12 protein-coding genes are annotated in these 11,194 nt (G+C 71.4%); 2 read left to right on the forward strand and 10 right to left on the reverse strand.

The window, feature by feature from the left end; genetic code table 11:
* Positions 1–5 precede the first annotated feature (5 nt).
* A complete protein-coding gene (locus HQQ88_RS16425; protein ID WP_165918768.1) occupies positions 6–1,076 on the reverse strand; it encodes a HesA/MoeB/ThiF family protein in 1,071 nt (356 codons plus the stop codon).
* Between the two features lie 95 nt (positions 1,077–1,171).
* On the opposite strand from HQQ88_RS16425, the gene HQQ88_RS16430 reads away from it, so the two are divergent.
* Positions 1,172–2,824: a glycosyltransferase family 39 protein gene (locus tag HQQ88_RS16430; protein WP_131921467.1), complete on the forward strand. Its 1,653-nt coding sequence runs from the start codon at positions 1,172–1,174 to the stop codon at positions 2,822–2,824.
* Between the two features lie 66 nt (positions 2,825–2,890).
* On the opposite strand, the gene HQQ88_RS16435 is transcribed toward HQQ88_RS16430, so the two are convergent.
* From HQQ88_RS16435 to HQQ88_RS16455, 5 genes are all read right to left on the reverse strand, one after another.
* Entirely contained in the window at positions 2,891–3,823 is a 933-nt protein-coding gene (locus tag HQQ88_RS16435) for a 4-(cytidine 5'-diphospho)-2-C-methyl-D-erythritol kinase (protein ID WP_131921466.1), read from the reverse strand.
* Between the two features lie 9 nt (positions 3,824–3,832).
* Positions 3,833–5,140, reverse strand: a complete 1,308-nt coding sequence (locus HQQ88_RS16440; protein WP_173170334.1) for a PLP-dependent transferase — start codon at positions 5,138–5,140, stop codon at positions 3,833–3,835.
* Positions 5,140–6,192: an LLM class flavin-dependent oxidoreductase gene (locus HQQ88_RS16445; protein ID WP_173170335.1), complete on the reverse strand. Its 1,053-nt coding sequence runs from the start codon at positions 6,190–6,192 to the stop codon at positions 5,140–5,142. The genes HQQ88_RS16440 and HQQ88_RS16445 overlap by 1 nt, the downstream gene beginning before the upstream one ends.
* A gap of 109 nt (positions 6,193–6,301) precedes the next feature.
* The gene (locus tag HQQ88_RS16450; RefSeq protein ID WP_173170338.1) at positions 6,302–7,300 is read right to left on the reverse strand and encodes an alpha-L-glutamate ligase; all 999 of its coding nucleotides are present in this window, start codon (positions 7,298–7,300) and stop codon (positions 6,302–6,304) included.
* Between the two features lie 172 nt (positions 7,301–7,472).
* The gene (locus HQQ88_RS16455; RefSeq protein WP_111084701.1) at positions 7,473–8,315 is read right to left on the reverse strand and encodes a helix-turn-helix transcriptional regulator; all 843 of its coding nucleotides are present in this window, start codon (positions 8,313–8,315) and stop codon (positions 7,473–7,475) included.
* Between the two features lie 102 nt (positions 8,316–8,417).
* Here HQQ88_RS16455 and HQQ88_RS16460 point away from each other — a divergent pair, with 102 nt between their 5' ends.
* Complete coding sequence (locus HQQ88_RS16460; protein WP_131921464.1) at positions 8,418–9,158, forward strand: SDR family oxidoreductase; 741 nt, start codon at positions 8,418–8,420, stop codon at positions 9,156–9,158.
* Positions 9,159–9,276: 118 nt separating this feature from the next.
* On the opposite strand, the gene HQQ88_RS16465 is transcribed toward HQQ88_RS16460, so the two are convergent.
* Genes HQQ88_RS16465 through HQQ88_RS16480 form a run of 4 tightly spaced genes read right to left on the reverse strand, consistent with a single transcriptional unit; the run spans position 9,277 to position 11,131 of the window.
* Entirely contained in the window at positions 9,277–9,693 is a 417-nt protein-coding gene (locus HQQ88_RS16465; protein ID WP_173170340.1) for a hypothetical protein, read from the reverse strand.
* A 52-nt stretch (positions 9,694–9,745) separates the two neighbouring features.
* Complete coding sequence (locus HQQ88_RS16470) at positions 9,746–10,285, reverse strand: hypothetical protein (RefSeq protein ID WP_173170342.1); 540 nt, start codon at positions 10,283–10,285, stop codon at positions 9,746–9,748.
* Positions 10,286–10,322: 37 nt separating this feature from the next.
* Complete coding sequence (locus tag HQQ88_RS16475; RefSeq protein WP_165901072.1) at positions 10,323–10,856, reverse strand: PIN domain-containing protein; 534 nt, start codon at positions 10,854–10,856, stop codon at positions 10,323–10,325.
* A gap of 2 nt (positions 10,857–10,858) precedes the next feature.
* Entirely contained in the window at positions 10,859–11,131 is a 273-nt protein-coding gene (locus HQQ88_RS16480) for a hypothetical protein (RefSeq protein WP_173170344.1), read from the reverse strand.
* Between the last annotated feature and the right edge of the window lie 63 nt (positions 11,132–11,194).

The following is an 11,194-nucleotide window of genomic DNA, read 5'->3' on the forward strand; positions in this document are numbered from 1 at the left end:
TCGGATCAGGACATCAGCCCGTTCACCACGGGCAGCCCTTCGCGGCGCCAGGCCTCGAACCCGCCGTCGAGGACCGCCACGTGCCTCCAGGCCGGTTGTGCGGCAGCCCACGCGTCCGCACGCGGACCACGGGCGCAGTAGACGACCACGTCCGCCGCCTCGGCGTCGCCGGTGACCGCGTCGTCCGTGACGGCTCCGGCGACCACCCCGTCCGCCCGTTCGGCGTCGGTGCGCACGTCGACGACGACCACCGGGTCCGCGGGGTCGGCCAGGCGCGCGGCGAGCGCCGACGGGGCGATGCGGTCGGTCCGCGCGGGAGCGACCACGACGGGTCGGTGTGATGCCGGTCCGCGCCGGACGGGGCTCTCGCTCCACCGCCAGCGGCGTGCGTCGACGGTCAGGACGCGCCCGAGCAGCGGTTCGCCGGTGCCGGTGACCAGGGCCAGCACCTGTCCGGCCATCACCGCTCCGACGGCGCCGCACAGTGCCGGCACGACGCCGTCCAGGGCGCAGGAGCCCTCGTCGGGCAGGGCCTCGGGGTGCAGGTCGTGGAAGTCGACGCCGTCCGGTCCGGCGTCGCGGAACACGCTGACCTGGCCGTCGTGACCGAGCACCGTGCCCCAGACGAACGGCACGCCCGCGTCGGCGCAGGCGTCCGAGACCGCTCGGGTGACCAGGACGGAGTCCGCCGCGTCGACGACCACGTCGTGCCCGGCGACGAGCTCCGGGGTGAAGGACCCGACCACGGCGACGGCGTCGAGTTCCGGGTCGACGGCGCGGGCGCGGGCGACGGCGACCTCGGCCTTCGACGATCCGACGTCGGCCGCGGTGAAGAGCGTCTGGCGCGCGAGGTTCGACGCGTCGACCACGTCGGGGTCGACGACCGTGAGCCGTCCGACCCCCGCGAGGTACGCGACGACGGGCGCGCCGAGCCCGCCGGCGCCGACCACCAGGACGCGTGAAGCGGCCAGCCGGCGGAGCCCGATGCCGCCGACGTCGGACAGGGCAGCGGTCCGCGAGCCGAGCCGTGTCCGCCACGGGGAGAGCGCTGCGACGGGGGCGACGAGGGGGTCCATCCCGTCATTCTGGCCGGTCGCGCCGAATCCCTGCATGTGAATGCTCAGCGGGTGGACGCGGCGGATGCTCAGTGCCGCTCGGTACGGTCGCGGGCGTGAGTTCTCCCCGCACCGGCACCGTCACGGTCCGACGCACGACGTCGGACGCGTCGACGCGCGCACGGCTCCGGGCACTCGCCCTGTCGACCGTGCGGACCCTGGTGCGTGCGCCGGAGATCACCGTCGGTGTGGTCGGTGTGGTCGTCGCCGCCGCCTTCACGTGGGTGCCGTCGGTCTGGTACGACGAAGCCGCCACCCTGACGAGTGCGCAGCGCAGCTGGCCGGCGCTCTGGGCGGAGCTACAGAACGTCGACGCCGTGCACGGCCTGTACTACGCGCTCATGCACGTCTGGCTCGCGCTGGTCGGCTACTCCCCGTTCACGCTCCGCTTCCCGAGTGCCCTGGCGATCGGGATCGCCGCCGCCCTCGTGGTGGCGCTCGGCCGGCGGCTCGGCGGTGTCCGGCTCGGGGTCGTCTCCGGTCTGGTCTTCCTGCTGCTGCCCCGCGTCGCCTGGGCCGGTACCGAGGGCCGCCCGTACGCGACCGTCACCACCTTCGCGGCGCTCCTCACACTCGTCGGCCTGACCGCGGTCCGTCGCACCCGGGTGCGGCACCACGCGACGCGGTGGTGGGTCGTCTACGGCGTGCTGGCGGCCGTGGCCGTCCTGTTCAACGTGTACCTGTCCCTCGCCGTCGTGGCGCACGGCGTCGTGCTCGCGTGGACCGGGGTCGCCGACCGGGCGGCCCGACGGCAGGCCACGGTGACGGATCGCAGTGGCACGGTGCCCTCGGCGATGGTGGACCGCGCCGTCGTCGTCCGCTGGGCCGTCGCCGCCTCCGCCGCGGCCGTCGTGGTCCTGCCGTTCATCGGACTCGCCGCCGGTCAGGCCAAGCAGGTCGGCTGGATCACCGGCATCGGGTGGGCCACCCTGCGCCAGGTGTTCGCGACCGCGTGGTTCGGGGTCGTCTACCCGTACGCCGCCCTCGGGTGGCTGCTCATGATCGTCGCCGTCGTGCTGGCGGTGCGCGCGGCCCGACGCCCGTCGCCGGCCGCCCGCGACGTGCTCCGCATGCAGGCCGTCCGGGTCGCCGTGCCCCTGACGATCGTGCCCACCGCGCTGCTGGTCGCCGCGACCGCCGCCGGCGAGCACCTGTACTCCCCCAAGTACGCGAGCATAAGCCTGCCGTTCGTGGCGCTCCTGATCGGACTGGCGATCACGGCCATCCGGCCGCGACGCTGGATCGCGATGGCCGTCGTGGCCATGGTCCTGGTGTCCGTGCCGACGTCGACGATCGTCCGACTGCCGCACGCCAAGCAGTCCTCGCACTGGGCGAACGCGGCGGCGATCATCGAACGCGAGCGGAACGTGACCACCGACGCCGACGAAGGGGTGATCTACGGCAGCGTGTGGGAGCACCCGACCGCGACGGCGCAGGTCATCGCCGACGCCTACCCCGAGGCCTTCAGCGGCATGCGGGACCTGGCGGTGGCGAGCACGGGTGCGCAGCGTGGTGAGCTCTGGAACGTGAACGGCGACATCGCCACGACCGTGCCGGCACGCCTGGCCGACATCGACACCGTCTGGTTCGTCGGCGCCAAGTCGCGGAACATCCGCCCCGAGGTCTCCGAGACGCTCAAGGACCAGGGCTTCCACGTGGTGCGGTACTGGCACACCGACACGGTCATCCTGTGGAAGTACAGCCGCTGAGCTGACGGCCGGTCAGCGTTCGTCGTACGGTCAGCGTCTGTCGTACGGTCAGCGTCTGTCGTACGGTCAGTGCACGAGGCGGGCGCCGTGCACCGGACCGGTGGCTCGGAGCGCGACCAGGCCGGCAGCGCTGAGCTCGACCTGCAGTTCGAGCGCGGTGTCACGGTCACCGACCAGGAACGCCACCGTCGGACCGCTGCCCGACACCAGACCCGCGAGCGCTCCGGCCTTCTCGCCGAGTTCGAGGGTCGACGCGAGTCCGGGCTGCAGCCGCATGGCCGGGGCCTGCAGGTCGTTGTGGACGCAGTCGGCGAGCAGGTCGGGGTCGCCGGCACGCAGCGCCTGCAGCACGTTCGACTCCACAACGGGGTGGGACGGCGCCGGTGCGATGTCGGCGCGGTAGCGCTCCCGGTGCTCGTCGAGCGCACGGTACACCGCGGGGGTCGACAGCCCGTCGTCGCTCAGCGCGAGGACCCAGTGGAACTCGCCCTTCGCCAGCGCGGGGCTGAGTTCGTCGCCGCGGCCGGTGCCCACGGCCGTGCCACCGGCGAAGGCGAACGGCACGTCCGCGCCGAGCTGCGCGGCGAGACGGAGCAGTTCCTCACGCCCGAGGGCGGTGCCCCAGAGCGTGTCCACGGCGAGCAGCGTGGCCGCGGCGTCCGCCGAGCCACCACCCATGCCGCCGGCCACCGGCACCTGCTTGTCGATCGTCAACCGGACTCCGCCCCGGTGCCCAGCGGCGTCGGCCACCAGTCGGGCCGCACGGATCGCCAGGTTCGACTCGTCGACCGGCACGTTCGACGTGTCGATCGGACCGGTGAAGGTCACCGAGAAGTCGTCGGCGTGCTCGGCCGTGACGTCCTCGTACAGCGACACGGCCTGGTACGCGGTCGCCACGTCGTGGTAGCCGTCGTCCTGCAGCGCACCGACGGACAGGAACACGTTGATCTTGCCGGGGGCGCGCGTCCGCACGCGGGTCGGGGCGGCCAACGTGGTCATGCCCCCAACCTATCCCGCTGCGGCTGCCGCGAAGCCCCGCGCCAGGTCGGCGAGGACGTCGTCGATGTGCTCGAGGCCGATCGACAGCCGGATGAGCCCGTCGCCGACACCGGCCGCAGCACGCTCCGACGACGTCATCTGCACGTGGGTCGTCGACGCCGGGTGTACGACGAGCGACCGGACGTCACCGATGTTCGACACGTGGTCGAACAGCTCGAGGGCGGCCACGAACCGCCGTCCGGCCTCGACCCCGCCGTCCAGGTCGAACGCCAGGACCGCCGACGGCCCCTTCGGCACGTACCGCTGCTGCAGGTGGTGCCACGGCGACGACGGCAGTCCCGCGTAGTGCACGCCGAGCACCTGGTCGTGCGCGTCCAGCCACGACGCGACGGCGGCCGCGTTCGACACGTGCCGCTCCATCCGCAGGGAGAGCGTCTGGATGCCCTGCAGCACCAGGAAGGCGTTGAAGGGGGCGATCGCCGGACCGAGGTCGGCGGAGAGCTTCGACCGGGTGCGCTGGATGAACGCGCGCCGCCCGAACTTCTCGGCGAAGTCCGTGTTCGCGAACCCGGACTGTTCGGCGGTCGCGAGCTGCGGGAACCGCTCCGGAAAAGCCGCCCAGTCGAAGTTGCCGCTGTCCACGATGAGCCCGGCGATGGCGCTACCGTGACCGGCCAGGTACTTCGTCGCCGAGTGCACGACGATGTCCGCGCCGTGCTCGATCGGCCGGACCAGGTACGGCGTCGCGATCGTGTTGTCGACGATGAGCGGGACGCCGGCGTCGTGCGCGACCCCGGCCACCCCGGCGAAGTCCAGGACGTCACCGCGCGGGTTCGGGATCGACTCCCCGAAGAACGCCTTCGTCTCCGGACGCACCGCGGCAGCCCACTCGTCCAGGTCCGTGGGGTCCTGCACGAAGGTGAACGCGATGCCGAGGTCGTGCAGCGTCGACGCGAACAGCGTGTACGTCGCGCCGTACAGCGAGGCACTCGACACGACGTGGTCACCGGCCCGCGCGACGCCGAGGACGGCCAACGAGGTGGCCGCCTGGCCGGACGCCAGCGCGAGCGCGCCGACGCCGCCCTCGAGGTCCGCGATGCGCCGCTCGAGCGCCGCCGCCGACGGGTTGTTCACGCGCGAGTACGTGTGCCCCGGGGCGTTGAGCATGAAGCGGTCCGCCGCGTCCTCACCGGACGGGTAGACGAAGGCCGCGGTCTGGGCGATCGGCGGGACGTTGCCACCGAATCCCGGGTCGGCCTTGAAGCCCGCGCGGATCTGCCGGGTCTCGAACGCCCACTCCTCCTCGGTCGAGCCCATCAGACGACCGCCTCGGACGCCGCGGCCACCGACGGGCGGACGAGCGGGATGACCTGTTCGCCGAAGCGGTCCATCTCCTCGAGCTGCGGCGAGAACTGGAGCAGCAGTGTGTCCACCCCGGCCTCCTCGAACTCCTTGATCCGGGCCGCGACCTGCGCGGGCGTGCCGACGAACCCGGGGCGCAGGCCGCGGTTCGACACCGAGTAGTCCTCGAGCGAGGGGACGTGCTCGAGCTGCGACTTCGAGATGAAGTCCTGGTACGACTCGTACGCGTTGCCGTGCTGCACGTCGGTGATCCGCGCGAGCTCGGCCTGCGCCTCTTCCTCGGTCTCGCGGACGATGACGTACGCGGCCATGCCGAACGCCTCGAACGGCGGCAGTCCGGCGTCGACCCGGCGCTGCTTCATCTCGGCGATCTTCGTGCGGAGTTCCTCGACCGTGCCGCCGTGGGTCACGTAGGCGTCGGCGTACCCGGTGATCGCGGCCTTGCCCGCCTCGCTCTCGCCGCCGGCGTAGATCCGCGGCGTCACGCGGGGCTTCGGCTCGAGGTGCGCGTTCTCGATGTCGTAGTACTCGCCCGAGAACGAGTACGGCGTCTCCCGCCACATCCCCTTCATGACCTCGACGAACTCCGCCGTCCGCTTGTACCGGTCGTCGTGCTCCGAGAAGATGCCGCCGTACTGCTTGGCCTCCTCCGCCCACCACGCGCTCACCACGTTGAACGTGAAGCGGCCGCACGAGATGTCGTCGATCGTCGCCGCCTGCTTCGCCGTCACCGCGGGCAGGTGGTACCCGGGGCGCATGGCCGCCATGATCTCGAGGCGCTCGGTCGTCGCCGCGATGGCCGCAGCGAGCGACCAGGCCTCGAGCGACGGCGCGGCCGTGCCCTTGATGTCGTTGAGGTTGAGCTCCGGCACGAGCGTCAGGTCGAAGCCGATCCGCTCGGCGCGCTGCGCCAGCCGCTTCACGTAGTCGAAGGTGACCGGCATGTTCTCGTTGTCGACGTTGCGCAGCCAGCCGCCGAAGAGCGGGGTCCAGTATCCGAATCGCACGGGGTGAGTTCCTTGGGGAGGTGGGGAGTGCCCGGGAAGGGGCGCGGAACGGACGGGAGGCCCGTGGCGGGGCCCGCCACGGGCCTCCAGTCCGGTGGTTCTTGCGTGCTCAGGCCGTGAGTTGCGCCGCGTACTGCGTCTCCAGCAGGCCACCGAGGTAGCGCGCGATGGAGCGCGGGCCGGAGGCCGGCGCGGACTCCTCGACGGCTGGGTTGTAGTTCGTGTTCGTGTTGATGTCGTAGACGACCGTGCGGCCGTCCGTGGTCTCCATGAACTCGACGCCCGCGATCGTGACGCGCTGGTCGGCGAGGAACGTGCGGAGCTGCTGGACGAGCGGGTGCTCGGCCGTGACCTCGGTCCGGACGCTGAACGCCGGCGGTGCTCCGGCGGTCTCGGTTCCGGGCACGTCGCAGACCGCTCCGGCGATGACCTGGGGGACCTCGCACGCGTCGGCCGGGCACAGCTCGAAGCTGCCGGCGCTCGTGTCGACGCGGACGGCGTACACGAACTCGCCGCCGACGAACTCGACGCGGGTGATGAAGGGCTCACGGGCCGTCAGGAACTCCTGCAGCAGCGTGATGCCGTCGACCGGCGCCTCGAACTCCGGCGAGTCGACGTAGGCGTCGAACTCGGCGAGCGAGTCGAACCGGCGGACGCCCAGGCCCTTGCCGCCCTGGTTGTGCTTCGTGATGAACGAGACGTCCTGGCCGTTCGTGAAGTCCCGTGCCGCCTGCTTGAGCGTCGTCGTGCCGAACACGGCGGTGGTGCGGGGCACGTCGAACCCGGCGTGCTGCAGCAGCCCGTGCTGGGCCACCTTGGAGACCTCGAGCTCGAGCACGTGGCTGCCGCCGACAACCTGGCGACCCGCTCGTTCGAGCCAGCCGAGGACCGCGCGGGTGTACTCCTTGCTGTGCTCGTGGCCGCGGGTGTGGCTCGACGCCGACATGCGGGACCAGTACACACCGGGCTCCGGCTCGGCACCGAGGTCGATCTGTCCCTCGGTCAGCAGGATCTCCTGCACCGGGACGCCCTCGGCCTCGAAGGCTGCGGCGAGCGGCGGGAACCACTCGGGGTTCTCGTGGATGACGTACACGCGGGGAGTGCTCACCCGCCCACCCTAGGCACGGTATACCGCACGCGGCCAAGTGTGTGACGCGCGGTTGCTCCGTGTGGTGCGTCCGGGTGCGTCTTCGCGTGGTGCGAGGTTGGTCACTCGGTGCCGGCCTGTAGGGCGGCACCGAGTGGTCAACCTCGCACGAGCCGCGCGGGCCCGCGCCGCGTCAGCCGGCGAAGGCCTGCTGGCCGACGACGCCGAGGAGCTCGAGCTTCTGCGCGTCCTCGGACCCTGGGGGTGCGGTGAACAGCAGCAGCGCCTGGGCTTGGTCGTCGGTGTGCAGGACCTGGCAGTCGACGGTGATCCGGCCGAGCTGCGGCTGCACGATCGTCTTGTTGTCGGACCAGCGACTCGTCACCTCGTGCAGTGCCCAGAGCTCGCGGAACTCGGGGCTGCGGGTCTCGAGCTCGGCGATCAGCTCGGTGGCCCGACGGTCCCCCGGTCCGGCCAGCCCCACCGCAGCCCGCAGCGACGCCACCACGACCCGGGCCAGTCGCTCGTGTTGCTCCGGCGCGTACTTCGCGAGCTCGTCGCCGGTCACGAACCACCGCCACGCCTGGTAGCGCTCGTTGCCGGGCAGGCTGACGGACGACCCGAGCAGCGCCGCCGCGAGCCGGTTCTCGACCAGCGTCTCCCCCAGGTGGCTGACCACGATCGCGGGGGTGTCCTCGAGCCGGTCGAGCACCCGCAGGATCGCGGGGTCGACGTGGTCGGCGCGGTGCAACCGGGTCGGCGCGTTCTGTCCGGCCAGGTGGAACAGGTGGTCGCGTTCGTCGAGGCTGCAGCGGAGCGCCCGGGCGATCGCGGCGATCATCTGCTCCGACGGCTGCGGTCCGCGCTGCTGTTCGAGGCGTGTGTAGTAGTCGACCGACATGCCCGCGAGCGCAGCGACTTCTTCGCGCCGGAGACCAGGCGTCCGGCGTCGTGGTCCCTGACCGAGGCCGACGTCCTCGGGGCGCAGCAGTTCGCGGCGACGGCGGAGGAAGTCGGCGAGTGCAGCGCGGTCCATGGTCCCGATTGTCGTCGGGTTCCCGCCGCCGTGCCAGGGATCGCCGATCCCCCGATGACCGAGGTCTGGATGGGTTGCCGACGACAGCGCATGGTGGTGGACATGGACATCACGAACTCCACCGTCTTCATCCCCGGCGCGACCTCCGGCATCGGTCTCGCCCTGGCCCAGCGCCTGCAGGCCGCCGGCAGCACCGTCGTCATCGGCGGGCGCCGCCAGTCGCTCCTCGACTCGCTCGCCGCCGAGCACGGCTTCGGCACCGTGCAGATCGACGTGAGCGACGCCGCATCCATCGAGAAGGCCGCCGCCTCCGTCCTCGAGGCGTACCCGTCGCTCGACACCCTCGTCACCATGTCGGGGATCATGCGCAACGAGGACCTGCGCTCCCCCGACCACATCCACGACGCGCTCGAGATCATCCAGACCAACCTGGTCGGCACGATCCGCCTCATCGACGCGTTCCTGCCGCACCTGCTGGCGCAGCCCGCCTCGACCATCGTCACGGTCTCATCCGGCCTCGCGTTCGTCCCGCTCACCGCGACGCCGACGTACAACGCCACCAAGGCCGGCATCCACTCGTACACGCAGTCGCTCCGTCAGCAGCTCCTCGGCACCCCGGTGTCGGTGCTCGAGCTCGCTCCCCCGGCGGTGTCGACCGACCTGATGGGCGGAGCGGACTTCGGCGGCATGCCGCTCGACGCCTTCGCCGACGAGGTCCTCTCGCTGCTGGAGTCGGGGGCATCGCCCGAGATCCTGGTGCAGAACGTGCTGCCGCTCCGGTTCGCCGAGCGCGACGGCACGCACCAGCAGATCTTCGAGGCGATGGCGTCGCGCGCGCACTGACGCGCGGCGACGCCTCGAACGGTGCGAGGTTCCGCGTTCCGTGCGAGGCACTTCGGCTCGCACCGACCACGGAACCTCGCACCACGCGTGGTGTGCCTCGCACGGTGCGAGGAGCGCGTCAGTCGTCAGCGCCGTCGGCCTGCTCACCACGGCGACGGGCGAGCCGATCGAGGGCACGGCTCGCGAGCGGAAGCGCTGAGGCGATCACCGCGCTGTACAACGCCGAGTCGAGGGGCTTGTGGTGCAGCCGTGTCACCGCCCAGGCGGCGGTGAACGCCGTCACGGCCAGTGCCCCCTCGGCCAGCCGGTCGAGGCGCATCGGCGGCCGGAAGTCGTCATCGACGTCGCTCGGATCGTCTCGGAACGCCGAGACCGCGACACCGAACACCGGTAATGCGACCCCGAGGACCGCACCCGCCCACGCCGCGTCGTGCGCCGGGTCCCGCACGACAGCGGGTACGGCGAAGAACTCGATGACGAGCCCGCCGAGCACGGCGACGATCGCGAGCCACTGGGAAAGGGTGATGCGACGCACCCGCCGATCGTAGGGGTCCGCGGGTCCTGCGCGCGCTCCCCCGTTCGCGGCGTCAGAGGCTGGCGAGCAGTTGCTGCAGTTCAGCCGTGGCGTCGGGCATCCGCTCGGGGCCGGTGAGCCGCTCCCGCTGCACCGAGATGCGGACCGTTTCGGGCTTGGGACCGTCCTCGGTGTTCAGCAGCACGGATTCGCGGTCGGGGAAGGTCCACCGGGCCGACGGGCGCTTGCCGCCGCGGCGCTCGGACGTCGGCGTGGACCCGAGTGCGGTCGCGAACACCGGCACGATCCGATCGAGCACCGCCTCGCGCTCACCGGGGACCTGCCGTGAGGCCGACACCGCGAAGGTGCCGTCCGTGCGCTGCCCGGGGATGCGGAGCCCACGCGCCTGTTCGTACCCGATGGTGATGCCCTGCGCCCACCACGGCTCGACGCCTTGGCCCACGATCCACGACGCGATCGCAGAGTGCCCGATGGTGGCTCCGCCCGCCGTGTCGATCAGCGCGTGCCACTCGTCCGGTGACTTGCCCGTCGCCGCGAGGACACGGTCCGGCGCCATCCCCTGCGCGTGCGAGCGAACCGTTCCGTCGGTCATGCCGCCATCGTAGGCCGCAGGACACCGCCATCGCGGATCAGCGCTGGGAACCTGCCCGCAGGCGACGCGCCAGCTGCGCACCCTCGGCGTCGATGATCAGCGGGAGGCGCTCCTTGTCGACGACCCCGAACGCAGGATCGACCGTTACGAAGCCGTCGACTTCCCAATGCCGAGCTGTTGCGACGTGCAATGCACCCGAGACGGTCAGGCCGAATTCTTCCATGAGATCTGGGACCTCATCGCTGACGGCATCGATCCCGACCCAATGCAGTTGCGTCGACCGCAACAGTTCTCGCCATGCGGCGACATGGCGACGAGCGGCTTCCGTGGCCATGCCGTGAGCAGCTCGCAGAACCTCGAACTCCGTGTAGGCGCTGTACATCATCTCTGTACCTGCGAGGTCGAGGTGGTCGAGGAACGCGACCGCCTCGACCTTGTGACGATCGGTCCGGCGCAGCGCGCTCCGGATGAAGCTCGACTCGACGAGGACGGCGTCCGGGCGGGCGGCGCAGTCGTTGAACTCGAGGACCCGGTGCTGGTCGAAATGCTCGGGCGTGAGTCGCTCGAACACGGTCAGGGATGCGTGTGGAACGAGACGGTCGGCTCGACCCAGAAGTCCGGATCGATCGACTCAATCGCGCGCCGTCGGCGCTCGCGGCGTTCTTCGAACGTGCCTTCAGGTCGCGGCGTCCGAGCGAACAGCGCTTGCCGTTCGGCTTCGGTGGAGATCCTCGGCCCCCGCTGCCGACCGGGGTCCGCGCTGAGCAGGGCGCGACGACGTCCCGCTGTGAGCTGTTCCTCGGTCAGGCCGCGGCGGTTCGGTCGGCGTGGTTCGGTCGGCTGCATGGTGTCTCCTTGGTCGATGTGATCAACCGTAGGAGCACCGAACGGACGGTACCAAACATTCCG

Source organism: Curtobacterium sp. VKM Ac-2861, assembly GCF_013204965.1.
Lineage (GTDB): Bacteria > Actinomycetota > Actinomycetes > Actinomycetales > Microbacteriaceae > Curtobacterium.

Coding starts and splice junctions, on each gene's coding strand:
- HQQ88_RS16425 (WP_165918768.1), bottom strand. CDS start 1,076: ATGGACCCCCTCGTCGCCCCCGTCGCAGCGCTCTCCCCGTGGCGGACA.
- HQQ88_RS16435 (WP_131921466.1), bottom strand. CDS start 3,823: ATGACCACGTTGGCCGCCCCGACCCGCGTGCGGACGCGCGCCCCCGGC.
- HQQ88_RS16440 (WP_173170334.1), bottom strand. CDS start 5,140: ATGGGCTCGACCGAGGAGGAGTGGGCGTTCGAGACCCGGCAGATCCGC.
- HQQ88_RS16455 (WP_111084701.1), bottom strand. CDS start 8,315: ATGGACCGCGCTGCACTCGCCGACTTCCTCCGCCGTCGCCGCGAACTG.
- HQQ88_RS16460 (WP_131921464.1), top strand. CDS start 8,418: ATGGACATCACGAACTCCACCGTCTTCATCCCCGGCGCGACCTCCGGC.
- HQQ88_RS16470 (WP_173170342.1), bottom strand. CDS start 10,285: ATGACCGACGGAACGGTTCGCTCGCACGCGCAGGGGATGGCGCCGGAC.
- HQQ88_RS16480 (WP_173170344.1), bottom strand. CDS start 11,131: ATGCAGCCGACCGAACCACGCCGACCGAACCGCCGCGGCCTGACCGAG.